Source organism: Paenibacillus sp. GYB003 (genome assembly GCF_036577625.1).
Lineage (GTDB): Bacteria > Bacillota > Bacilli > Paenibacillales > NBRC-103111 > Paenibacillus_AB.
In genome coordinates, this window is the sequence record NZ_JARBDC010000090.1 from 61,740 (window position 1) to 86,051 (window position 24,312).

General features: G+C 59.8%; 23 protein-coding genes. 7 read left to right on the plus strand and 16 right to left on the minus strand.

Annotated elements, in window-relative coordinates:
- Positions 1-293: 293 nt before the first annotated feature.
- From PV407_RS29090 to PV407_RS29120, 7 genes are all read right to left on the minus strand, one after another.
- Positions 294-1,682, minus strand: a complete 1,389-nt coding sequence (locus PV407_RS29090; RefSeq protein WP_332093520.1) for a UDP-glucose dehydrogenase family protein — start codon at positions 1,680-1,682, stop codon at positions 294-296.
- Positions 1,679-2,647, minus strand: coding sequence for an NAD-dependent epimerase/dehydratase family protein (locus PV407_RS29095; protein WP_332093521.1), 969 nt, complete (start codon positions 2,645-2,647; stop codon positions 1,679-1,681). The genes PV407_RS29090 and PV407_RS29095 overlap by 4 nt, the downstream gene beginning before the upstream one ends.
- Positions 2,644-3,525: a UTP--glucose-1-phosphate uridylyltransferase GalU gene (gene galU, locus PV407_RS29100; protein ID WP_332093522.1), complete on the minus strand. Its 882-nt coding sequence runs from the start codon at positions 3,523-3,525 to the stop codon at positions 2,644-2,646. The genes PV407_RS29095 and galU overlap by 4 nt, the downstream gene beginning before the upstream one ends.
- Positions 3,522-6,167 carry a glycosyltransferase gene (locus PV407_RS29105; RefSeq protein WP_332093523.1) on the minus strand — a complete coding sequence of 882 codons (2,646 nt, stop codon included), beginning with the start codon at positions 6,165-6,167 and terminating at the stop codon, positions 3,522-3,524. The genes galU and PV407_RS29105 overlap by 4 nt, the downstream gene beginning before the upstream one ends.
- A gap of 195 nt (positions 6,168-6,362) precedes the next feature.
- Entirely contained in the window at positions 6,363-6,977 is a 615-nt protein-coding gene (gene cysC, locus PV407_RS29110) for an adenylyl-sulfate kinase (protein WP_332093524.1), read from the minus strand.
- A gap of 3 nt (positions 6,978-6,980) precedes the next feature.
- Positions 6,981-8,150 (minus strand): sulfate adenylyltransferase, encoded by a 1,170-nt coding sequence (sat, locus tag PV407_RS29115; RefSeq protein ID WP_332093525.1) that lies wholly within the window; start codon positions 8,148-8,150, stop codon positions 6,981-6,983.
- Positions 8,151-8,287: 137 nt separating this feature from the next.
- Positions 8,288-8,500 (minus strand): hypothetical protein, encoded by a 213-nt coding sequence (locus tag PV407_RS29120; protein WP_332093526.1) that lies wholly within the window; start codon positions 8,498-8,500, stop codon positions 8,288-8,290.
- 283 nt (positions 8,501-8,783) lie between these two features.
- Here PV407_RS29120 and PV407_RS29125 point away from each other — a divergent pair, with 283 nt between their 5' ends.
- Complete coding sequence (locus tag PV407_RS29125; protein ID WP_332093527.1) at positions 8,784-9,590, plus strand: hypothetical protein; 807 nt, start codon at positions 8,784-8,786, stop codon at positions 9,588-9,590.
- A 69-nt stretch (positions 9,591-9,659) separates the two neighbouring features.
- On the opposite strand, the gene PV407_RS29130 is transcribed toward PV407_RS29125, so the two are convergent.
- Positions 9,660-10,559, minus strand: coding sequence for a hypothetical protein (locus tag PV407_RS29130; RefSeq protein WP_332093528.1), 900 nt, complete (start codon positions 10,557-10,559; stop codon positions 9,660-9,662).
- 244 nt (positions 10,560-10,803) lie between these two features.
- Here PV407_RS29130 and PV407_RS29135 point away from each other — a divergent pair, with 244 nt between their 5' ends.
- The 4 genes from PV407_RS29135 to PV407_RS29150 are packed head-to-tail and all read left to right on the plus strand — an operon-like array spanning position 10,804 to position 12,770.
- Complete coding sequence (locus tag PV407_RS29135; RefSeq protein WP_332093529.1) at positions 10,804-11,328, plus strand: tetratricopeptide repeat protein; 525 nt, start codon at positions 10,804-10,806, stop codon at positions 11,326-11,328.
- 27 nt (positions 11,329-11,355) lie between these two features.
- Positions 11,356-11,616, plus strand: a complete 261-nt coding sequence (locus PV407_RS29140; protein ID WP_332093530.1) for a hypothetical protein — start codon at positions 11,356-11,358, stop codon at positions 11,614-11,616.
- A gap of 24 nt (positions 11,617-11,640) precedes the next feature.
- A complete protein-coding gene (locus tag PV407_RS29145) occupies positions 11,641-12,423 on the plus strand; it encodes a tetratricopeptide repeat protein (RefSeq protein WP_332093531.1) in 783 nt (260 codons plus the stop codon).
- A gap of 32 nt (positions 12,424-12,455) precedes the next feature.
- Entirely contained in the window at positions 12,456-12,770 is a 315-nt protein-coding gene (locus PV407_RS29150) for a hypothetical protein (RefSeq protein ID WP_332093532.1), read from the plus strand.
- A 171-nt stretch (positions 12,771-12,941) separates the two neighbouring features.
- Here the strand turns inward: PV407_RS29150 and PV407_RS29155 are convergent, their stop codons facing one another.
- From PV407_RS29155 to PV407_RS29175, 5 genes are read right to left on the minus strand one after another with little or no spacing between them, the layout of a single operon-like run.
- Positions 12,942-13,544 carry a 4-hydroxybenzoate synthetase gene (locus PV407_RS29155; protein ID WP_332093533.1) on the minus strand — a complete coding sequence of 201 codons (603 nt, stop codon included), beginning with the start codon at positions 13,542-13,544 and terminating at the stop codon, positions 12,942-12,944.
- A gap of 39 nt (positions 13,545-13,583) precedes the next feature.
- The gene (locus PV407_RS29160) at positions 13,584-15,077 is read right to left on the minus strand and encodes a class I adenylate-forming enzyme family protein (protein WP_332093534.1); all 1,494 of its coding nucleotides are present in this window, start codon (positions 15,075-15,077) and stop codon (positions 13,584-13,586) included.
- Positions 15,077-16,162: a bifunctional 3-deoxy-7-phosphoheptulonate synthase/chorismate mutase gene (locus PV407_RS29165; protein WP_332093535.1), complete on the minus strand. Its 1,086-nt coding sequence runs from the start codon at positions 16,160-16,162 to the stop codon at positions 15,077-15,079. The genes PV407_RS29160 and PV407_RS29165 overlap by 1 nt, the downstream gene beginning before the upstream one ends.
- A 16-nt stretch (positions 16,163-16,178) precedes the next feature.
- Positions 16,179-17,948, minus strand: a complete 1,770-nt coding sequence (locus PV407_RS29170) for a tetratricopeptide repeat protein (protein WP_332093536.1) — start codon at positions 17,946-17,948, stop codon at positions 16,179-16,181.
- Between the two features lie 32 nt (positions 17,949-17,980).
- Positions 17,981-19,327 (minus strand): phenylacetate--CoA ligase family protein, encoded by a 1,347-nt coding sequence (locus PV407_RS29175; protein ID WP_332093537.1) that lies wholly within the window; start codon positions 19,325-19,327, stop codon positions 17,981-17,983.
- A 331-nt stretch (positions 19,328-19,658) separates the two neighbouring features.
- Here PV407_RS29175 and PV407_RS29180 point away from each other — a divergent pair, with 331 nt between their 5' ends.
- Together PV407_RS29180 and PV407_RS29185 are read left to right on the plus strand one after the other, a co-directional pair.
- Positions 19,659-20,156 carry a DUF4214 domain-containing protein gene (locus PV407_RS29180; protein ID WP_332093538.1) on the plus strand — a complete coding sequence of 166 codons (498 nt, stop codon included), beginning with the start codon at positions 19,659-19,661 and terminating at the stop codon, positions 20,154-20,156.
- Positions 20,157-20,195: 39 nt separating this feature from the next.
- Positions 20,196-21,107 carry a phosphotransferase family protein gene (locus tag PV407_RS29185; protein WP_332093539.1) on the plus strand — a complete coding sequence of 304 codons (912 nt, stop codon included), beginning with the start codon at positions 20,196-20,198 and terminating at the stop codon, positions 21,105-21,107.
- Positions 21,108-21,158: 51 nt separating this feature from the next.
- Here PV407_RS29185 and PV407_RS29190 read toward each other — a convergent pair whose 3' ends face one another.
- The 3 genes from PV407_RS29190 to PV407_RS29200 form a co-directional block, all read right to left on the minus strand.
- Positions 21,159-21,809, minus strand: coding sequence for a serine/threonine protein kinase (locus PV407_RS29190; RefSeq protein ID WP_332093540.1), 651 nt, complete (start codon positions 21,807-21,809; stop codon positions 21,159-21,161).
- A gap of 59 nt (positions 21,810-21,868) precedes the next feature.
- Entirely contained in the window at positions 21,869-23,275 is a 1,407-nt protein-coding gene (locus PV407_RS29195) for a glycosyltransferase family 4 protein (protein ID WP_332093541.1), read from the minus strand.
- An 87-nt stretch (positions 23,276-23,362) separates the two neighbouring features.
- Positions 23,363-24,310, minus strand: a complete 948-nt coding sequence (locus PV407_RS29200) for a GDP-mannose 4,6-dehydratase (protein WP_332093543.1) — start codon at positions 24,308-24,310, stop codon at positions 23,363-23,365.
- Positions 24,311-24,312 lie beyond the last annotated feature (2 nt).

The window sequence follows — 24,312 nt, forward strand, 5'->3', positions numbered from 1 at the left end:
TAACGGCTTCGCCCCGGCCCGGCCTCCGTCCGGCTCGCTTCGCCCGTTGACGTATCTCAGCCCCTCTCCATCGAGCTTCACGTTTATTTGCTCGGTCTCCCGCCCGCTAAATAATCCTCTCCCCCCTTCCGCTGGTCCTAGCCGACCGCCCGCGCCTTATCAAAGCTTCGGATCGAAGCTTTTCGATGAGGCGCATTCGTGTTTAGCGGCGGCCTGTTCGTGGCAAACCAACAAAAAGAACCGGAGTCGATGCCCCCGGTTCCTTGCGCTTTCGCATGCATCGCCTGCCCGTCTCAACGCCGGCGGCGGACCGTCCCGATCCCGATCCCTTCATACTCGTATCCCCACTCGGACCAAGGCTTCTTTCGCAAAAAATTGCGCGTATCCAGCACGTACGGCGTCCGCATGCGCTTGCGCATCGCCTGCCAATCCAGCAGCGCGTAGTCGTCCCAATGCGTCAGCAGCACGACGGCATCCGCGCCGTCCGCCGTCTCCTCGCCCGTCGCGCAGTAACGGACCTCGAGCTTCGGATTGAGCGTCCGGAACATCGCCATCCCTTGCGGGTCGTGGACGGATACCGACGCCCCCAGCTCGAGTAGGCCGCCGATAATGACGGACGCTTGCGTCTGCCGGGCATCGTCGGTATTCGGCTTGAACGTGAGCCCCAATACCCCGACCCGTCTTCCGATCAGCGACTTCAGCCGGCGCCGTATTTTTTCCACGCAAAATTCGTGCATGCCGCGATTGGAATCGACGGCCGCGCGGACTACCGTCAGCTCGCTGCCGTACTTGCGGCTGGCGGACAGCAGCTCCGCCGTATCTTTGGGAAAGCAGCTGCCGCTCCAGCCGCTCGACACCTGCAAAAATTTGCCGCCAATCCGCGAGTCGAGCCCGACTCCCGCCGCCACGTCCGTCACGTCGGCGCCGATCGCCTCGCACAGCCTCGCCACTTCGTTGATATAGCTGATTTTCACCGCGAGAAAGGCGTTCGATACGTATTTGATCAGCTCGGCGCTCTTCGCGTCGGTTTCGAAGTAAATCGTTTCCGCCTTCGCCTCCGTCGGCTGCGGAATGACGTCGGCCGGCACGCCGTACGCCTTGCGCTCGAGCAGCGGACCGTAAAGCTTCCTGAGCGCCCGCCGCGCTTTCGGATGTCCGGTTCCGACGACGATCCGGTCCGGATAGAAGACGTCCTCGAGCGCGTACCCCTCCCGCAAAAACTCCGGGTTGCTCGCGACCGCGAACGCCTTCCCGTGCGCAAGCCCCGACCGTTCTTCGATTCGCGCGGCGACCAGCTCGGCCGTTCCGACCGGAACGGTCGATTTGTCGACGACGACGGTGAACCGGTCCGGGTTTATCGCGGCGCCGATGCCGTCCGCGGCCGACTTCACGTAGGTCAGGTCCGCCGTTCCGTCGGGCCGGGACGGGGTGCCGACCGCGATGAACACGATATCCGCTTCCCGGATCGAGTCGTACCGATCCGACGCCGACAGCAGCCGCCGGCGGACCGCGGCGTCGATCAACGCGTCCAGCCCCGGCTCGTAAATCGGGCTCTTGCCCGCGTTGATCCGATCGACCTTGCGCGGGTCCGAATCGATGACCGTAACTTGCCGTCCCGATGCCGCGAAAGCGGCTCCCGTTACGCTGCCGACGTATCCCGCGCCTATGACCGCCACCTTCATGGGCGCATTCCTCCCTGCATCCGTTCCCGGTAAGCCGATATCGTCCGCCGAAGCCCTTCCTCCAGCGATATTTCCGGCTTCCAGCCGAGCAGCGCTTCGGCTTTCGCGATGACGGGACGGCGCACCTTCGGATCGTCCTCCGGCAGCGGCAAAAACCGAATGCCGCTTGGCGACCCGGACAATCGGATGACCGTCTCCGCGACATGCAGTATCGTATGCTCGACCGGGTTGCCGATATTGACGATTTCCCCGTCGGCCGCATCCTTTTCCATCAGCAGCCGAAGTCCCCGGATCGTATCGTCCACGTAGCAGAACGAACGGGTTTGGCTGCCGTCCCCGTATACGGTCAAATCGTCGCCGGCGATCGCCTGGGTGACGAAGTTGGAAATCACTCTCCCGTCGTCGTTGCGCAGCCCGGCCGAATACGTGTTGAAAATGCGCGCCACCTTCACCCGAACCCGGTAACGGTGAAAATATTCGTAGCAAAACACTTCGCCGAGCCTCTTCGCCTCGTCGTAGCAGGCGCGAGGCCCCCAAGTGTTGACGTTGCCCCGGTATCGCTCGTCTTGGGGATGAACGAGCGGATCTCCGTACGCTTCGCTCGTGCTCGAATAGACGATTTTCGCGCCGCTCAGCCGCGCCAATTCCAGCATGCGCTTCGTCCCGGTCGTGTTGACCTCGATCGTCTCGAACGGACGCGACTGATAAAACTTCGGCGACGCCGGCGACGCAAGATGGTAAATTTCCGTCACGCCTTCCAGCTCGGGCAGCCGGAGCACCTCCGGATCGGCGACGTCGCAGCCGATGAAGACGAATGCGCCGCCGTCCGAAAACGTCCGCAAATTGTCGGCCTTCCCCGTACTCAAGTTGTCGATCCCGACGACCTGCCGCCCCTCCGCGAGAAGCTTCGCAACCATATGGGAGCCGAGAAAGCCGGCCGCTCCCGTAACGAGCGTCTTGTTCATCGCGCCTCTTCTCCTTCCGCGGCCGTTTGACGCAAAAACGAACGGAACGGCACCCGCAGCGCATCGTCCTTGCAAGCGAGCTCGACCGTCGCTTTCAAAAAGCCCATTTTGTCGCCGATGTCGTAAAGCTTGCCTTGGATAAGGTGGGCAAAAGTCGGGTGCCGCTGCGTTCGTTCCTGCAGCGCGTCCGTCAGTTGAATTTCTCCGCCGATACCGGCCGGCAGCTTCTCCAAAATCCGGAAAATATCCGGTTCCAGGACGTACCGCCCGATAATCGCCATATTGGAGGGCGGGTCGGATACCGGCTTTTCCACGAGCCTTTTCACCCGAAACAGCCGCTCCCCCAACGGCTCGCCGTCGATGACGCCGTATTTGCCCACTTCCGCCCATTCGACCGTATCGACGGCGATCACCGGGGCCTGTTTCTCCTCGTATACGTCCACCAGCTGCTTCAGACACGGTACCCGGCTGTCGACGATCATATCGCCGAGCAGGACGGCGAACGGATCTTGGCCGATGAACTTGCGGGCGCACCAGATGGCGTGGCCGAGGCCGAGCGCCTGCTTCTGCCTGACGTAATGGATGTCGGCCAAATTCGCGATATCCTCGACCATTTTCAGCAGGCCGTCCTTCCGCTGCTCCCTCAAGTTCGCCTCGAGCTCGTGATTGATGTCGAAATGGTCCTCGATGGATCGTTTGTTTCTTCCGGTCACGATAATGATATCCTCGATCCCGGAAGCGACCGCTTCCTCGACGATATATTGGATGGTCGGTTTGTCGACGACCGGCAGCATTTCTTTCGGCATCGCCTTCGTCGCGGGCAGGAAACGCGTTCCGAGTCCGGCTGCCGGAATAATCGCTTTTTTCACCCTTTTCATGACATATCTCCTTCTTGCCCGTACTCGACGAACAGCCACGGCCGGCTTGCGGCGGAAACGGCGGGCGCGTAGACGCCGTAATTGGTTACGACCCCCTCCCGCCACATGCGGGCCAGCCGGGTGCAATCCCACTTGAAGACGGCCGTCCCCTTCGCCTGCTTGCGGACGCCCCGGAAGATGGGCTTCGGCCGAATGCGCGGCAGTCGTCTGGAAACGGTCCGCTCGTTCCAATCCGCGCTGATGCGGTGGACGCGAACCGCTTTTCCCCTTGCGGGAATATGCATGACCGCCGATTTGATCGCGGCCCCGGGCGGAAGCGACGCCAGGTCGAACGAAAAGTAGCAGCGGACCGACTTGCCCTTGCGGATGCGCCGGATCCGGTTCGGACCGAGCGTGAGGGCTCCGGAAACCGGTTGAATCGGAGCGGCGGCCTCCGCGGGTTCCGGCGCCGGGCCGGGCGGTACGCTTTCCGGTTCGGAGGGCGGCGCGGCATGCGGGACGTCCGGGGCGAATCCGGCCATTTCTTCCGCCAGCTCCGCTTCGATGCGCTCTTCGCGACCTTCGATCAGGGAGAGGACGCGGCTCGCGTACCGGGAAGGCGAATGGCGCGCGGCGACGTAGGCTCTCGCCTGCTTGCGCATCTTTTTGCGCAGCTCCGCGTCCTCGTACAGCTGGACCATGGAAACGTAAAGCGGCTCCCGCTCGCCCGGATCGAGATCGGTCTTGCGCACGACATCGTCCGGCATATTCAGATGGGGTCCCGCGCCGAGCACGACGGTCGGCTTTCCGTGGGACATCATCTCGAGCAGCTCGTCGGAAGGCTCATCGCCATTCGGATCGCGCAAATACAGGCAAACGTCGGATCGGCTCATCCGGATCCCGTACTCGTTCTCTTCCAGAGGATCGAGAAACTCGATGCGGTCCTCCAAGCCGAGCGACCGCGCATGCGCCAGCAGCCGTTCGCGGTAATCCGGATCGCATTCTCCCGCCGCCCACAGGCGCACGTCGTCGCGCCCGCCGTCGACCAGCTGCCGGATGCATTCCAACGCCGTCATCAGCCCGTCGCCCGGCTCCATCCGCCCGCAGCTGGCGAAGGTGAAGTCCCGGTCCATGATCGCGGATACCATGACGGGCAGCTTGATCGGCTTGCGAAGCCGCGTTACGGACGAGCATCCGCTTTGCCTCAGCAGCCGCGCCGTCTCCGCGCGGTGAACGATAAACGTTCCCTGTTCCGCGGGCAGCGGCAAGGCGAGGGGGCCCGGCTTTTCGTCGTCCACCAGCACGATCCCGGGATATTGCCTCATGTATTCCGTCACGACGGCTTCGGGCTCCTCCAGGTCGACCAAATAAAGGATCGCGTCGTAATCGGGGGCGCGGTCCGGGAATTGCTCGAAACGAAACGAGCGGACCCGCCGGCTCGGCGTCGCGGGCGGAAACGATCCGAAGCCGTCCCCGGCGTATATGTCGCAATCGTACTGCTCGGTCAAAAAGGGCAGCAGCATGGAAGGTATGCCGCTCGCCGGCTCCGGCCGGGCGAAAGGCCGGGCGGCGAATACGGCGACCCGTTTCCGGCAAGCTTCGCGAAAAGCCCGAAGCGCCTTTTCCGCGGACGTCCTCCAGTCGAATTTGCGCGCCTGCATTTTTCTTTTGACGACCAGCGCGTGTTCGGTCCCTCCGTTCAGCAGCTGCCGCAGACCGGCGCCGACCCGCTCGGCGTCGTACGGATCGACCCGGTACGCCGCGTCTCGCCCCGCTTCGTTCCATTCGGCGCCGTTCGGAGCCATAACGGGCGTACCGGACGCCATCGCTTCGAGCAGCGGGAGCCCGATCGCTCCTTCCGCGGGGATAAACGCAAACAGCTCGGCGCCCGCGTACCAATGCGCCAGCTCTTCGCCGTCGACGAGGCCGGTCCAGACGATTCGTTCTTTGATGCCGGCCGCTTCCGCCAGCGCCAGCAGCTTGTCGCGTTCGCCGTCCGCCGGTTCGTCCGCGATCGCAAGAAAGCACGGTTCGTCCCGGGTCGCGGCGGCGAAAGCGGCGATCAGAGCTTCCCCCTGACGCCCCGAAAGCTCGGCCCCCGCGCAAAGCGCATACTTCCCCGTCAGACCGAAGCGGGAGCCCGGCGAGTCCGGCCGCTCGACCGAGCCGAACGGCGGGGCGATTCCTCCCGGGACGACCTCGATGTTGTCCGCGGGAATGCCGGCCAGACGGACGACTTCCCGTTTCAGCGACTCGGAAACGGTCAAGACGAGGTCGCAGCCGCGAAGAAACTCCGCCCGCTGCCGAACCGTTTCGGGGCTCCGCCCGCCCTGCGGATCGCCGGCTTCCGTCCGGGGCGCGACCCGTTCCAAAAGCAGCGCCGCCAGCTTCGCCTTGCCGAACCATGGTTTGCTCCAGCCGTATTCCCGGCTTCCGAACGGCTCGACCGAAACGAACAAGTCGATCGCGTGCTCCGCCAAAAAACGGCCGAGCGTCTCTTGACGCCGCTCCGGCGCAGCCTCTTCCGCATCCGGCTCGTAGCGAATCCATCCGTGCTCGGGACCGACCTGGCCGAGCGCATCGAGCAAATGGCCGATATATCGCCTCTTCGCAAGTCCGTCGAAACGTTCCGGAAGCCGCGGCAGGCAATAAGCGACATTCATAAATTCACCACCTTGATCGACTGGAAAAGGCGACTTGTTCCCGCCGCTTTTCCGACATATATGCATCTTATGTGCCGGGGGGACGGTCAACTTGGACCGGTAACCCTGCGGCGCATAAATTGGCGTTTGTCTAGAAGATCGTTCGGCGGTCGGCCGAAGGCGGCGAACGATGAAGATCGGCCGGCGGCGCGGCAATCATTCGGAAACCGGTTGGAACAAATGGCGGCGGTGCAACAAATAGTGCAAAATTTGCCCGACGGATTCGTTTACCGTTTGCCTGTCCGATTCGATGACGAGTTCCGGCCGGACCGGAGGCTCGTAAGGAGCGGAAATGCCGGTAAACTCCAAAATTTCCCCTGCTTTCGCTTTTTTGTACAGCCCTTTCGGATCGCGCCTCTCGCATTCGCTAAGCGCGCATTTGACATATATCTCGATGAAGTCTTCTTCGCGAAAGATGGACCTCGCCATGTCGCGATCCGCGCGGTAAGGCGAAATGAACGCCGTTACGGCTACGAGGCCCGCATCGACGAACAGCTTGGCCGTCTCCGCGATTCGGCGGATATTTTCTTTCCGGTCCTCCGGACTGAAGCCTAGATTTCGATTCAAGCCGTGCCGGACGTTATCCCCGTCCAGTACGTACGAACGGCAGCCCAGGCCGAAAAGCTCCTTGTCGATCGCATAAGCGAGCGTCGATTTCCCGGACCCGGACAGTCCGGTCAACCACAATACGCAGCTGTTGTGCCGATTCAGCCGGCAGCGGTCTTCTCTCGATATATGGGACGGATGCCACGTAATATTGTTTTCCCGCAACGGTCAGCCCTCCCCCGAATTTCTCATGCCTTCCATCAAAATTTCCGCGACTTCCCGTCTCGTGAATTCCGCGGGAGGACAAAGGCCTTCCTTGAGCATGGCGCGAACTTTCGTGCCCGACAAATGCAGATGATGCGATTTCTCGTGCGGGCACGTTTTGCTCGTGGCCATATTGCCGCATTTGTTGCAAAAAAAGCTGTGTTCGAAAAATAACGGGGTGATCCCCAATTCGTCGCCGGAAAATGTTTTGAGAAGCTCCTGCGCCTCATAAGTGCCGTAGTAATCGCCTACGCCCGCATGATCTCTGCCGACGATGAAATGGGTGCAGCCGTAATTTTTCCGCACCAAAGCGTGAAACACGGCTTCCCGGGGACCGGCGTAGCGCATCGCGGCGGGGAATACGCCGAGCAGCACCCGGTCTTTCGGATAATAGTTGTCGAGCAGCGCCAAATAGCTCCGCATGCGGACGTCCGCCGGAACGTCGTCGGCTTTCGTTTCGCCCACGAGCGGGTTCAAAAAAAGCGCGTCGACGGTTTCCAGCGCGCATTTTTGAATGTATTCGTGCGCGCGATGAACCGGGTTTCTCGTTTGGAAGCCGACGATCGTTTTCCAGCCTCGGCTCGCGAAATATTGGCGGGTGTCGGCCGGGTCCAGGTAATGCTTGTGAAACTGTTTCGGCGCGGGACGATTCAGCACTTGGATCGGTCCGCCGACATAGACGGAAGGGCCGGAAAGCAATCGGCTTACGCCCGGATGGGCGGCGTCGCCGGTTTTGAACACTTTCAACGCCTCGTAACGAAGGTCCGCCTCGTATATGCTCTTGACGTCGAGAACGGCGTAAACGACACCGTCCTCGTCTCCGACCAGCGCGACCTGCTCTCCGACCGTTAATTGCCGCGCCGTCTTGTCGGGAACCGGCAGCGTGATCGGCAAGCTCCATACCGTACCGTCCGTAAGCCTCATCGAATCGACAACGGAGCTGTAGTCGTGTTCTTCCAAAAAACCGGTTAGCGGGGAAAAGGCTCCGACGCCTATCAAATCTATATCGGAAATCGTCCGCGCGCTCACCTGGATCGGCTTCAACCGCTCCGCCAGCTGCAGCAGCGCATTCCTTCGGCGCTCCGTCGCGATCCGGTTCACCAATTTGCCGCCGTGCGGCTTTATCATTTCCATCGGCGTCGATCACCCTTTCCGCGGGGAAATATCGCTCCTTCATAGGCGTATGCGCGACTCTTGCAGCGCGTAATCGGCATGAACCTGAAAAACGAGGCGGAGACCTTCTCCGCCCCGACATTCCCGAGCCGATTCCGCTAGCTTCCCGCTACTTTGCCGACCTTCTTGTCCGCCTTTTTGCCCGATTTTTCGTCGTTTTTCTTGCCCGATTTCGGTTCGCCGGAAGCTTTCTTTTCCGCTCTTTTGGCTTTTTTCTCTTCCTTTCCCGGCTTTTGTTTCTTTTCGGCTTTGCTTTCTTCCTCCGCCTTCTGTTCGACGGCTTTCCTATCAACCGCTTTCTCTTCGGCCATCACTCGATCCCTCCTTCTTGCTTGCACTATAGAAAATGCGAACTTGAACGGACTTGACTCGGACAAATGCTATAGGGCAAGCCGTCCATTTTCCGTACAAGTAATCATTTCATCCAACCGGCATTGATAGAACGCACATATGATGGCTAGTGCGAAGCGGTGGACTTTGGAAAAGAGGTGTGTGGCTGTGCTGCTATTCGGGTTGGAGAACGATCCAGATTTCGGGAATCTCGATGCGAGGCTTCTCATAAGCTGTCCGGCCAGCGGCCCGGATGAGGGAGGCTTGTTTGAACTCGATTTCAAATCGAATTCGTTGGAAAAACGGTATACCGGCGGCTGCGTCGGAATGACGCGGGCGAACGGCCGTTTGATCGTCGCGACGAGCGATAACCAGATCATCGCTTTGGACGAACGGTTCCGAATCGTTGCGAAATCGGAGCATCGGAAGCTCGACTTTCACGGAGTCGCGACATTCAGCGACAACGTCGTGCTCGTTGCGGAAACGGCGGTCAATGCGATCGGCTGCTACGAGGTCGATACGTTCGCGCGAATCGGAGAAATCCGGCTTAATGCGGAGAACAAAGACATTCATCACATCAACGATATTTGGCTGGAAGGGAGCCGCTTGTACGTTTCGATGTTTTCTCCCTACGACAAATGGTATATCAACCCGGTACAGCGAACGGGCGCCATCGTCGCGATCGACTTGACCGGCTATCATCCCGCAAGCCGCCTCGACGTGAATCCGGCAAATCATGTCGTCGTCAAGGGACTGTATATGCCTCACACGGTTATGGTGCATCAAGGCGAGCTGGCTTATTGCGATTCGATGTCGTTCAGCGCCGTAGTCGGGAAGCGGATCCAGTTGGCCGGTTTTACGCGCGGTCTTGCCATGACGGACGATACGATCTATATCGGGCAAAGCCGAATGAGGCACGTGCTGCGAATCCCACACGAATTTTCGAACTGCTCGCTCGACGGCGGAATCTACGTATACAATCCCGAATTTCGAATCTCCCGTTTCGTGCCGCTGCCCGCGCAGCAAGTGTACCAAATTCTCGTCGTGGATCCCGGCAAAAACGGCGAATAACGCGGCGCTCTTCCAGAGCGTCCTTCTTTTATTTCGCAAAAAAAATGCGCTCTCGGAGAGAGCGCATCGTTATTTCTGACGAAGCGAGCGCGGGATCGCCCGGGACAGGCGAACCCGACGCCGCGACCGGGCCGATCCCGACGCAAGCTTGCCGCGCCGGACGGCGCGCGTCCCGGATATTCGGCGCCGGCGCTTCCGGATCCGTTCCGCCCTTTTTCGTCTGGCGGCAACCGGAAGCCGCTTGCCGCGCGATTCGTTTCCCGCTTTGCCCGAACGCCGGCGCAGCCGGGCCGGCCTTCTTCGTTTGGCCGCACTTTCGGATGCCCGCTTCGCGCTCGTTTTGGGCCGTGCGCGAACCGCTTTGGTTCGTCTGGCGGCCGGCTTCTTCTTCCCCGTCCTTCGCGCTCGCTTAGCTTTCCCGACGATTCGCTTCGCGTCGGGAGCCGGGGGCGAAGCGTTCGGACCTTGAAGCTGCGGCGGCGGCGGCGCCCACGGCTCGTCGCCGGCGGGCGGCGGCGCGATCGCCGCTTCCCGCTCCGGCGCCGGGGGGGATGCCTGCGCGACCCCAAGCTCCGACGCCGATGCCGGCGGCGCCGCGTACCGACCGGCCTCCTTTGACTTTCGCTTCCGGCTGCTCCGGTCGTCTTCGTCCGGGTCGCCGAACGAAACTTCCGGCGCGGACGGCCCCGGGTTCGCCGCGGCCGCCCCCTCCCCGGCGCCGGCTGCGACGTCCCGGTTCGCCTCCGCCGGTTCCGGGGCTTGAACCGGCTCCGCCCCGCTTCCGCGCTTCGGCGGCGGCTGCGGCGCTTCCTCCGTCCCCGTCCGTCCGTCGTCCGCGCCGCCCCCCTTGATCTGGTTCAGCTGCTCCTGTATAAATTGCCTCCATTCCCAATCGTCTTCGTCAGCCGGCGAGTTGGCGGAATCCGCGTGCAGGCGGCTATTGTGCGGCTCGATATCGCGATCGCTCACATCCATCCCTCCCTTTGGATTGAACGGGCTCCCGCTTCCGCAGGCCGTTCTCCATATGCTTATGTCGAAGCGCGCCCCGGCGGCATGTACAAGTGCGGAAATTCCGTGACGAACGGACATCGGCATTTCACCCTTTTTGCGCCGGAAACCTACACTTGTCTACTCTTTGATACATGCACCCAACACCCGTCATAGAGGGACAGCATAAATTGTTACATGCATTCGTGTCAGGAGGTTGATAGAAGTGGCCAAAGAGAGCGCCAGCCAGAAACTGTTCGAAGAGGCCAAGAGACTCCATCATAAAGGAGTAGACGGAGATAAAAAAGCGGTAAAGGAAGCATTCGAGAAGCTCGCCAAGCTTCGTTCGGCCGAACCTAAAAACGCGCTAATCGAAGCCTATTACGGCAGCTCTCTGGCTCTGATGGGCCGGGACGCCGCTCAACCTCTGGAGAGGGCGGAAAAAGCGCAGCACGGATTGGATGCGCTGGATCGGGCCGTCTCCATGGACCCGAACCGGAAAGAAATTCGGATGCTGCGCGCGAACGTTTGCGTGCGGCTGCCGGAGCTGTATTTTCAAAGCTCGAAAATCGCGATCGAAGATTTCAACTATTTGCTCGAGCGCTATAAAGCGAACCCCGAGTACTTGACCAAAAAACAAGTCGGCGACATTCTGAAAAATTTGAGCACCGCTTACCAAAACGCCGGGAAGCCGGATCAAGCGAAAGCGACGCTGCAGCGTCTCGCCAAGCTGGACGGCAAGAAAAAGTAACGCAAAATGACGGAGAGGAGAACGAATGTGGAAAAAAGGACGAAACTCGATATCGTGCTGCTCCGAATGGGCTATGTCGCGGCCTTCTTCATCCTGATCATCACTTTGGGCGCCATCGTCGTGGCGATCATCAATATGTACAGGACCGGCCGCCTGCCGATGGAGCTGCCCAAAGCGGAACCGGACCGGCTGCCGGACGCCAATCATTCCGAGCTTCGCCTGGCCGAAGCCGCCTCCAAGGGCGAACGGCGCCTGCATGCGATTCCGGGAGGAACAAGCAAAAAATGATCACACCGAGGGAGGTAGACAGCAGTGGCAACTGTGACGCAAAAGCATGTGCATAACAGGCCGGATACGCCCAAGGCGGTCGCCGTGTCGGCACAGGCGCCCGCCAGAGCGGCCTCGTTCAGCGGCAGGCTCGATCAGATCGTTCGGCTGTACAAGGAAGGCGTAGCGGGCAGCGCGAAAGCCGTTCTGGAAGCGGACCGGCTGCTCACGCAGCTGCGCGCCGACTATCCGAACAATCCGCTTGCCGATGCGTACCACGGCGGCATTATGATTTTGATCGCGCGGGACAAAGAGAAGCCGCTCGAAAAGCTGAGATGGTCGAAGCGCGGGTTGAAGCTTCTCGACGGAGCGGTGGCGGCCGCCCCGGAGGATACGATGGTCCGCCTGCTTCGCGGGAAAGCCGCGTACAAGCTGCCGGAGAAGCATTTCCGCAGAACGTCGACGGCGATTGAAGACTATGTGTTCCTTATCGATCAGCATATGCGCCAAAAAGGCGTTCTCAAGAAAGAGGAGTACACGCAGCTGATCTACGAGCTCGGCGAGGCGTATTACCGGGTCGGCCGGAACCGGGATGCGGCCAATTGCTGGAGAAGGCTGGAGAAGGATCCGAAATACCGCAACATTGCAAAGAAAAAGCTGGAATCCGTAAAAGGCAAGCCGGCGAAAGAAGACAAACCGGTCGGCGGCGGCGGCGGACTGTCGACTTTGATCGGATTCGTCGCCCGCGCCACCGGCAGCTCGATCCTGAAATGGGTGGAAGGCGAAGAAAAGAAAGCCCGCAAAAAGCGCAAGAAGAGAAAGCACTAACGTTCGGAGTCCACCCGAAAGGAGGTGACAAAATGGGAAGCAGCAATAATTTCCTGAAAGTGATGTTCAATACGGTCTTGAAAGAGACCGACGGGTTCTCCGAAAAATTCGCGAACGCCGCCAGAGGCGGAGCCAACGTGGCCGGCAAGCAAATCATAGAAGCGGTCAGCGATCTGAACCAGCCGTCCGACGTTCTGATCGGCAAAGTCGTCACCGCCTTGAAGGGCGGCCTCTTCGCGGCCGGCCAAGAAATATTGAATGCGGGAGTCGACATGGTCAAAGGCGTCAGCTCGCCGGAAGACGAATCGAAATCGTCCAAGTCTTCCAAAAAGAAAAAGAAGAAGTAACCGACGCGACATCGCAAGATAAAGCCCGATCGACGCGGGCTCGCGCGACGAAGCCCCAAGCCTTGGGTGGCTTGGGGCTTTGCCGTGCCGGCAGCCGACGACGCGGGCGGATCCCGCGAACGGCAAATAGCCTGCGCCGCGGTTCGCGGCGCAGGCACTCGTCGTTTTCGGTCAGCCCGGCTTGCCGACAACTTCGTTCAACCGATGACGGATCATGTTCGGATTGAAATATTCCAGCATGTAAATGCCCGGCTCCGCTTCGAAATGAATGCGATATTGTTTAAACGGCGTCCTGTCGTCTTTCTGCGCGAAATAAAGCTTGATCGGCTCCTGAAACAAATCGACGGCCTCGTCCGGCTTCCTCCAGCCGCAATCGTCCATCCGGCGCGACGTCGGCAGGCCGAGCGCGCCGATCGATTTGCCGATCCCTTCCCGACCCGCCGTCAAAGCCTCGAACATCGGCGCCGGCACGTATTTCGAGCAGACGAGCGCGATATTGTGCGAGACGACGAAGCCGCTCCGCTCGCCGAGCAAGATCGATTCCCTTCTATAATAAGGCGCCCCGGAAATGGCGCCGGAACGACCGGCCCGCTCCCCCTCCAGCCGCTCCTGCGCGATGACGCGGACCGACATTTTCTCGTTCATCAGCGTTTCGAGCATATCCGTCGTACGTCCTTCGCTCTTTAGCAGCATGTCGAACAACAAATCGTGCAAAAAATCGAATACCGTTTTCCCACGGTGCTCATCCATGTCCGTAACCTTTGCATCCGTCATGAACACCCCTCCGTTGCCCGAAGAACCCCCGGAATTGAACTATTCTGCTTCCCGCCGGGCGAGCCGGCGCGCCAATTGCCGCCGGTCGGCCTTTCCCGCGGAATTCAGAGGAATCTCCTTCACGAACCAAACCGCCGCAGGAACTTTGTAGCGGGCGAGCCGGCTTTCGCAATGCGAAATCAGGCTTCGCTTCTTATCCGTATCCGTTTCCTTGCGCCCCCGTTCGCGCAATCGAACGAAAGCGACCGGTTCCTGCCCCCGATCCGGGTGCTCCACCCCGACGACAACGACGCTCTCGACGCCGGGAACTTCCTGCAGCACGCGCTCGACCTCCTCCGGAACGATATGGAATCCGCTCCGGTTGATCACGCCGTGCTTTCTGCCGGTCAAATACAAATAGCCTTGCTCGTCCATATAGCCCAAATCTCCGGTTTTGACATAGTCGCCCGCGACGGTCCGGCCGGTCAATCGCGGATCTCCGAAATATTCCTTCATGCGGGAAGGCGATTTGACCCACACCTCCCCGATCACGAACGGCTTCAACGGCTTGCCGTCGTCGCCCGCGATTTTGACCGTGTTGAAAAAGGAAGGCCGTCCGCACGATCCGTCCTTGCCGGCCCATTCGTCGCTGTCGATCGTCGCGATCGCTCCAAGCTCGCTCGTTCCGTACAAATCGGTTACCCGCACCCCGGGAATGAGCTCCTTGATTCTCGCTTTCAACGAACGCCCGATCGGCGCTCCGGTCGACAAAATCCGCTTGACGGATCGCGGGACCTTGCCGCCTACCCGCTCCAGGCAATCGAACCATTTCGACATATCGCCCGGCCCCATGCTGACGAGACGAACGCGATGGCGCTCGATCAGCTTCGTCCAGACGACGGGATCGGCTTTCCGGGCCAGTACGATCGTGTCGCCGTCCTGGAGAATGCCGCACATCGCCGTCATATGAGCGCGAAAAAACAGCGGCCTGCAAAGCAAACACGCCTTCGGCTTTTTATTGGACTCGGGTATCGTCGGCTTTAAATCGAACACGGATTTCGGGACGGTTATCCCTTTCGGTTTGCCGGTCGTGCCCGACGAGAAAAACACGATATCGGTTCCGAGCTCCGTCGGCGGTCGTTCGCGCTTCGAATACTCGGATACGTCGATATCTTCCACGCATGCCACCCGAAACGGCGACTTCCGCCCGAACCCCAATTCCCGCGCTATCGTACGGGTCGTAACGAGCAGTCCCGCTCCCGAGAAAGCCGCCAGGCCGATAACGTCTTCCGCCGTATACTCGGAATTCAGCACGAACGGAACGACGTCGGCCCGAACGGTCGCAAGCAGCACTTCGACGAATTCGACGCGGTTGGAGAGCAGCAGCATGATTCCGCTCCCCGGGGCGGCGCCGGCTTCCCGCAAAGCGCCAACCCATCGGTTGGCGCGCTCGTGAAGCTTTCGGTACGATACCGACGCGTATTCATCGACGACCGCGGGACGCTCCGGACTTTTGGCGGCCCAATAGGCTACCGATTTCGACACTTCCTTCATCAGGTGCACCTCTTGAACAAGCCCGATCCGCTGAGCCCGCTCCAGAACGCGCGGAACTGGCCGATATCGATTTGCTGGCCGCTGTCCGAAAGCGCCGCTTGCGGCTCGGGATGCACCTCGACCATGATGCCGTCCGCGCCGGCGGCGAGAGCGGCTTTCGCGCATGGCAGCAAAATGTCTTTGCGTCCCGTCGAATGACTGACGTCGACGAGCACGGGCAGGTGCGTTTCCTGCTTCAGCAGCGGGACGGCGGAAATGTCGAGCGTATTGCGGGTCCATTTCTCGTAGGTGCGTATGCCGCGCTCGATCAGCATGACGCGTTCGTTGCCGCCGGCCATGACATATTCCGCCGCATAGACGAACTCATCCAATGTGGCCGCGATGCCGCGCTTGAGCAGGACGGGCATGTTCATCTGTCCCGCCGCCTTCAGCAGGTCGAAGTTTTGCATGTTGCGGGCGCCGATCTGGATGACATCGATATATTCGGCCGCGTACTCGAGCTGCGACGGACTCATGATTTCGCTGATCGTAACCATTTCGAACTCGTCGGCGACTTCCTTCAATAGCTTCAACCCTTCGCGGCCGAGCCCCTGGAAGTCGTACGGCGACGTTCTCGGCTTGAACGCGCCTCCGCGCAGGACGTTCAAGCCGACGCTTTTCATCGCGGCCGCCACGGCTCTCATCTGTTCCCTGGACTCCACGGAGCAAGGTCCCGCGACAAGGACGTGCGCGCTTCCGCCGATGACGGCATCCTTCACGCGGACGACCGTGTCCTCGCTTTTCGTCTTGCGGCTGACAAGCAGCTGGCGCTTGCCTTCGGTCCGCTGCTTCTCGTGCGGCACTTCGGCGATTTCCTCGAACAGCCGTTCCAGCCTGGCGTTATCGACAGGCCCCGGATTTTGCTTCGTCAGCTCGGCGAGCTTCCGCTTCTCCCGGGCCGGATCGTATGTCGGCAGGCCGAGCGATTCCCTCCTTTGCCCGATTGCCGCGGCGATGCGCGCCCGTTCGTTCAGGAGTACGAGCAGCTGCTGGTCGATTCCGTCCAATTGGTTGCCGAGCTTCTCCAAATGTTCATCCACGCGCATTCTCCCCTTTATTTTCTTACGTATCCCCTTTGGCCGCCGCCTGCTGCATCAAGTTGTTCGCTTCTTCGTTTTGCGGCTCGCGGGAAAGCGCCTCGTTCAGCGCCTCGATTGCCTTCGTCGGCTCATCCGTTTTCATATAGCACTCGGCGAGAGCGATCCACACCTCGGCCTCGTCCATCCCTTGGCCGATGCAGTACAGAAATTCGTCGATCGCCGCGGCGGGATCCCCCCCCAGCATATCCGGCGTGTTGAGCAGTCTGGCGCCGTTCATTCTTCTGGCGAGCGGAAGCGCGGGATCGATTTCGAGCGCGGCCTCGATCTCGCTTTCCAGCATCGGAAGCAGCTGGATTTTGTCCATCATGCTCCAAACGGCTTGGATTTGGCGCCCGTAAGACGCGGCCAGCCAGGCGTGGGCTTCCGCGCTGCGGGGATCGAGCCGCGCCGCCTCCTCGAACAGCTCCTTCGCCCGATCGTACTTGCCGTTCTTGAACAAGCGGTATCCTTGACCGAGCAAATCCTGCAGCAGAACGGCGCTGCCCGGTTCGGGTCCTTCGGTTTCGCGTTTCTGGATATAAACCGGCTTCCTGGAAGGCGCGTTTCGCGCAAGCTCATCCCGGTCGAGAAGCGCGCCCTCGGCGATCTCCACGGTAACCGGCACCTTCAGCAATCCGGATAATTCGGTCTGAATTCCCTCCTCCGACCATTCGGCGCCGCGATGCGAATCGAGAATGATATGAAAGCCGCTCTCCTGCTGGATCGCTTTCCAAGCGTCGGGTACGGGGGCAAGCGAATATACGGCGTCCTGAACGTCCTTGCCGTCCAGCACGATTTCCCCGAAGCGGGTCCGGTCCTTTAACCGGCCGTAATGGATCAGCTTGCTTCCGGTTCGTCCGCACGCGCACGACACCGGCTCGACGGATATGACGTCTTCGTTGAAATAGCGCAGCAGCGGCGAAGCCTGGTGGGAGAGCGTCGTAATCGCGGCGAAGCCTCTCTCTCCGGGCGAAGCGTGGCCGGAGCCGTCCTCCTTCAGCACTTCGACCACGAAGTCCGGCTCCGCGATATGCAGGACGCCATGCTCGCACATGGCGGCGATATTGGCGGTTTCGGTCGAGCCGTACATATTGAATACCGGAACGCCCCACAGCCGTTCGATATGCTTCCTGCGAACGTCGCCGAGCAGTTCCCCGGCTACGCAAATCGCCCGCAGCGCGGGGAAATCGGCGCTCGCGTCCGAGCCGAGAAGGCGCGCCGTCTCGGCGAGCAGCTCCATCTCCCGCGGCAGTCCGGCGATGACCGTGACGCCGAGTCGCTTCATCAGGTCGAGCACTCTCGGATAAGGCGTAACCGTATTGCGTCCGCTGGCGGGGACGACGCCCGCCCCGGCTTGGCGGCAGGCGTGCTGCATCAGAAACGCGGGAACCGACATCGCGTACGGAAACCGGATCAGCACGAGATCGTCCGGCGTCAGCCGGGCGCCGCACGCCCCCATCTGCCTGCCGCCGGTTTCCAAATCGTCCGTCGTAAACCAGGAGGCGGAAGGTTCGCCGGTCGTTCCGAACGATTCGTGATACTGGGCGACTTGTTTCATTTCAACGGCGAGATGGCCGAAGGCGCCGGCCTTCCGCAAATCCGCTTTCGTGGTGAGCGGCAATTGCGCGATCCGGTCCAACGCGGCGCCGGTCAAGTCGTATTCCGACAGCTTTTGTTTATACAAGGGCGATTTCGTTAAACGGGCCGACAGCTCGTGAAATTTTCGCTCCCGCTCGCTCGTGTCGTTGAACATTACAAACGCTCCCCTTCAAATTGATCCGTGCTTCATTTGATAAAAACCCGGGTCGCTTTGCCGAACGTCCGCGGCAAGTCGCGCTTGACCGCCACGTCGCAATCGATCCCGACGCGCTCCAGCATATGGGAGCGTACTTTTGCCGCCAATCGATCGTCGTCCAGATCGGTCCGGAACGGTTCGACCTCGATCGTCAGACGGCCTTGGTCGAGAATGAAGTGATACCACATGCCGACCTCCGGCACTTCGAGCAAAAAGTTTTCCAGCAGGAACGGAGGATAATCGGCGCCGTTCAGACGGAGCATCGTCTCCATACGGCCTCTGAGGTGCAGCACATCCATCGTAATGCCGCAAGCGCATTTCGATTTTTGCAAATAGCCGATATCCCCGCTGCGGTAGCGCACCATCGGCATTCCTTCGCGCAGCAGCGTCGTCACGACGATTTCGCCGGTCTTGTTGTAGCCGAGCGGGGCGCCCGTAGCCGGATCGACGATTTCCGCCCTGACGTGGCCTTCCACGATGTGATAGCCTTTATGCTCCTTGCATTCGACCGCCACGACGCCGCATTCGGTCGACCCGTAGAAGAACGACACCTCGCAGTTCCACCACTTCTCCAGCCGCTCGCGGAACGTGTAGGAGCATCCTTCGCCGGTTAAAATGATCCGGCGCAAACGAATGTGTTCGCCGATCCGGATTCCGTAACGCTCGCTTTCTTCGGCCAGCAGCGCCGCGTAGGAAGGCGTCGTGACGAGCACGGTCGCCCCGAACTCCCTCATCAGATCCAGCGACTTGTCGACGGGGGCCATGTAGCCGCCTTTGCCGAGAGAAAGCACGGCCGTTCCGAACGCAAACTGGAACAACCGCTGAAAGCCGAGACCGGGAAGCGCGAATTCGTACGGAAGCGCAATGGCCGCGATATCGGTGTCCGACTCCGTAAACAGCTCCAAATATTTGGGAAGCAGATCGTACACATATTGATCGGCGAGCGTATAGGACGTATAGATCGGTTTGCCGGACGTTCCGCTCGTCAGGTGCACTTGGCCGATCTCCTTCGGATCGACGCACAGCAGCTTCATTTTGTCTCCGCGGATGACGTCTTTGCGGAGCATCGGAACGGAAGACAGCTGCTCCAGGCTGTCGATCTTCGGCTCCTTGAACCCGGCCTGCTCCAGGGCGGAACGATAATATTCGTTATGGTCCCATACGTGCCGCAGCGTCAAATTGATAGCTTTCAGCTGGTATTGCTCTCTTCTTTCAAGCGGCAGCTTCTCTATCGTGACGCCTTCCTCGTCCAATTGCTCGTAAAAAGATTTCAACTGCTCCAAATGCGACGTATGCTCGTCGACCGAAACCGTCATTTTATGCGACTGGGTTTTCATACGCGTCCTCCTCTTCGTTCTTCGAAACTCCGTGTGCCTGGTAGCCCGGCAATAGGACCTACCGCCTATCGAAATGGTCATGCGCAGTGATAGGGTAGATTGTTCATAGCAATCGTAAAGGAAGAACATAGCCGGAACAATCAACAGCGGCCTACGAAGGACAAAATTGGTACAAACATTGGCGCCCGAAAATGAGAGAGCTCATATATTCGCCCCGGAAACGGGAAGCGCTCCCGTCGTTCCGCTATTGACGGTTTCGCGCGCGCGCTCCGCGGCATACGATGGGTAGAAGCGAACAAGTCGGACCGCTGTCCAAAACGGAGGGATTATATTGAACGTAGCCGCGAAACTGCACAAAATCGTTCAATTGGAAGACCGGGCTTTCGTAACCGAGCTGTACCGCAGCATCCTGGACCGGGAAGCGAACGAAGACGAACGGGCGCATTACTTGCGGGAGCTCGGCAAAGGAACGCCCAAGCACCGGATCGCGATCGGATTTCTGCAAACCGACGAAGCGATCGGTTTGTTCACGCATACCGACCTCGCGGGGAAGTCTTCGAAAAGCGGCAAAATCTCGGACGCGCTTCGGCGCATTTTCGCCATGAAGCATGAGCCTTTCGTGCACAGCCTGTACCGGGAGCTGCTCTGCCGGGAGCCCGATCAGCCCGCCTATGCGGGCTACGTCGATTCGCTGAGCAGAGGGAGGCCGAAATCCGCCGTTTTCGCCCGGTTCGTCTCGTCCGACGAATTCCGGTCGCTGCTCGCCCTCGACAAATACGGCTTTGCGAGACGGGCGCTGGACCAATTGATTCTCAGCTTCTACAAGTAAGCGGCGGGACTTCGCGCCATAACGAACGGGGGCGACAAGATGGGTACGAACAATGCGGAATCGTTATACGCGCATTTGTGCAAACGGCATCCCGAGCTATCCGGCCAGCGGTATCGCGTCCTTTCTTCCACCCTGCAAAACTTGGCCATCGTGGTGGGAGAGCGTCTCGTGTTCCGGTTTCCGCTTACGCCCGACACTGCGTCGATCCGGCTGGAGCAGCGCGTGCTTCCGAAGCTCGAGAAGCATGTGCCGCTGCCGATCCCGCATTTCAAGTACGCTTCCGGCCGGAAGGACAAAATCGTCTACGTCGGCTATCCGATGATTCCCGGCGTACCGCTCGAATCGGAGCTGCTGGCCAAGCTGGACGATCGGACGCGGCAAACGGCCGCGAAGCGGATCGCCGACTTTTTGACCGCCATGCATGCGTTCAAAGGCGATTCGATGACGCGCGTCGATCCGAACCGGCTCCGCGCCGATTGGCGAAAAAATTGGTCGGCCTATTACCGCGCCGTGGAGCTGAACGTCTTTCCGAAAATCGACCGATATTTGCGACTGTGGATCATGCAAGTATTTTTCGAGTATTTGTACCCGTCCGACCATTTCCGGTTCAAGCCTTGTCTTCTTCACGGCGATTTCAAAAACGATCATATTTTCCATGATCCGAAAACGGGCAAGCTGACCGGAATCATCGATTTCGGTTCGCTCCGGATGGGAGATCCCGCATACGATTTTCACGACCTGTGCCTCTCTTACGGGGAACCGTTCACCCGTCTGGTGCTGGATTATTACGAAGGACCCGCGGACCGCACCTTTATGCGCCGGGTCACCCGGTTTTACGCGCACATTATCCGGTTCAGCTCAATGATTCGCGCCGTTCAGAGGAAAGACTGGAACAAATTCGCGCTTCGGCTCGAATGGCTGAAGGAAAAAGCGCGGGAGTCGGATTACTGAATCCGGTCCCGCGCTTTTTGGGCTCGCTGCGGACGACAAAAGAGGCGACGGTCAAGTCGCCTCCTCCAACAGCTTTTCCGGGCGCGGCAAGGAAGGAACCCCTTCCAGGTCGACGCCCTTTTTTCGCGTTCGGCGCCATTTGGCGTACAGCTTCGGATCGTGCATGGCCACGTAGAGCAGGAAGGGACGCAGGCAGCCGTCCCGCTTCAAGCTTTTGAGCAGCATGAACGGAGCCCTACGCGTCGTCCGGTACGCGCCGCTGTGGTCGATCACCTTCAGCCGTCCGCCTTCGGTCACGATAATATGTCCGGTCCGCGTATCGATGCGGGAAAACTTCAGCCTCCTCATCTCCTTGACGATGCCGAGCAGCTGCTCGGCAAACGATTCCTGGAGGCCGGGGTGCTCCGCCAAGTAATCCTTCAGCGTCGGACCGGACAAATACTCCATCACCACATAGTTGGGGCCGGTTTGATACAGCTTCGGGAAGTAAGGTCCCCCGTTCGCCGCTTGAAGCGCTTTGCTCTCCCAGAAGGCGTTGCGGGGATCTCCGTATATTTTCACGCACCGGTCGGACGATAGCCGGAAGACGGCGCCCTGCGCTCCGATTCCGATCATTTTGTAGCGGGTCGGATTGCGGACCTTCAGCTGTTTGTGGCCATCGACGATTTCGGACGTGACGGAAATGGCTCTGAAATCTTCCATGACGGCATTCCTCCTCCACAGGCATTGCGGGGCGATCGGCGAACGTTCCCTTCCGCGCGCTACAGCAAGCCGAGCTCCGACAGTCTTCCTTTCATCATTTCGCCGACGACTTCGGGCGAGAAATACGTGCGGATATGCTGCATGCCGTTAAAGGCGATCGAGTTGCGGAAGTCCGTATTGTACCGGATTTCCCGCATATGGTGCGCCGCGTGCCCCAGATCGGGCTCCGCCCAGCTTTGATACCCTTTGTACGGTCCCCAGTCGGAGCCGACCGATACGATGCTGTAGTCGACGATGCACGAGTTGGTCGCGTTCATGAAGTCGGTATTGCCGGACCAATACGTCCCGATGACCGGCTTGCCCAAGTACATCGCTTCGGCGAGCCCGAGCCCGAAGCCTTCGGAGCGATGGAGGGAAACGAAGCAATCGGTGCAGTTCAGCAGCCCGTCGACTTCTTTGCGGCTCATGACCCGGTCGATGACATAAATGTTCTCGTAGCCTTTGACCAGCTTGCGGATTTCGTCCAGGTCCGACGGGTTCGCATGGGAATGGTTCAGCTTGACGACAAGTCCGACGGACGTATCCTGAGGATCGAACGCCTGCTTGAACGCCAGAATCGCCCCCTGCGGGTTTTTCCTCCTCTGATAGCTGTGCGTGTCGTACATGGAGAAAAACAGAAACCGGTCCTCCGGCAAACCGAACGTGCCCCGGCCGACGTCGTCCGGGGGATTCACTTCGACGCCGTGCGGAATGCGGATGACGGGAACGGGCGATTTTTTGGCGATCGCTTCGGCCACGAAGTTGGAGGGCGCCCAAACTTCGCTTACGAAATGGAAGCCGTCGCAAAATTCTTCCGGGAAGTCGGGCAGCTCCCAGTGCCAGTACCCGATATTGAACCGCCGGTCGAATAGCGACGCGCCGAAATGATGGTGCACCGACCGGAGCGTATCCGCGTTCGTATGAATGATATTCACTTTATACTGCGGATCCTGCACTTCTTTATGCCGCCACGTAAAGTCGTCCATCCGGATGGAGGTGACCGGAAAGTTGAGGATGTCGAACGGAATGTCCGTCCTCGATACGGCCCGGGCCGCAAGCCGGCTCGATTCGCCGATGCCCATCTCCGCCCGGATGAAGCCGATAATATTGATCCCCTTCGCGTAACCCGGCTCCTCCGTCTTCGTATCGACCGGCTCGATGTCGACCTCCTCGGTCTTCTCGATGGGCGCGGTCGCTTTGCGGCGTCTTCTGCGCGCCTTCAGGCGGCTTTTGCGAAATCGCTTCTTGCCTCTCGCCAGACGCCATCTGCGCTTTCTGAGCCGTCCGGAAAGCTTTCGGGCGGCGGCGCGCCTTTTTCTCAGCCGCACCTTTCTGCCGCGCAGCGGCGGCTTGCGTTTTCTCCGTTTCGCCGCTTTCGCGGCCGACGCCGTTCGTTTGCTTCGCCGGCGCTCGCCAGTACTACGCATAAATTCCACCCTTTCCTGTTCAAATGGTCCCCCAAAAGCGAAGCGGGCTGCCAAACCCGCCGCTTCCAAACTTTCGGGGGTCGGCGATTACAGCTGGTCTCTCCAATATTGAAGCAGGTCCCTCATCGTCGTCTCGAACGGAATTTCCGGCTTCCAGCCGGTCACGCTATGGAATTTGGAGTAGTCGCCGAGCAAAATTTCCACGTCGGACGGTCTCAGGCGCGCCGGATCCTCCTCGATCGTAATCCGGACGTCGCTGAACGAGAGCAGCAGATCGAGCATTTCGCGAATCGTGCAGCAGGTTCCCGATGCGATGTTGTACGTCTCTCCCGGCGTTCCTTTCTCGAGCGCCAGCCAGTAAGCGCGGACGACGTCGCGAACGTCGGTGAAGTCCCTTTTCGCCGACAAGTTCCCGACGTGCAGCACGGGCGGCTTTTTCCCTTTCTCGATCATGGCGATTTGCTTCGCGAAGTTGGACGTCACGAAATTTTCCCCGCGCCGCGGCCCGGTATGGTTGAACGTACGCGTAACGACGATCGGCAGGCCGTAGCTTTTGTAATATTGGTAGCCCAAAAAGTCTTGCGCGACTTTGCTGACGGCGTACGGGCTTAACGGCCGCAGCGGATTCGTCTCGCGAATGGGCGTCTCCTCGGGCTCGACGTGACCGTATTCCTCGCTGGAGCAGGCGATCTGCATTTTGCACGACATGTCGAAGCGGCGGAGCGCCTCCATAATGTTGACTTGGCCTGCCACGTTGTTATGAATCGTATCGATCGGCGAGTTCCACGAAGTCGGGACGAAGCTTTGCGCCGCCAAGTGAAAAATAAGATCCGGCTTGATTTCCTCGATCAGGTGCTCGACGGAAAACGGGTCCCTCAGCTCGCATTCCACAAGCCGGATATCTTTCAAATGTTTGATATGGTCCATGCGGCTGCGATGACGGATCGTTCCGGTGACTTCCACGTTTTGCTTCAGCAAAAATTCCGCCATATGGCTTCCGACGAAACCGGAAATCCCCGTTACAAGAGCTTTCATCC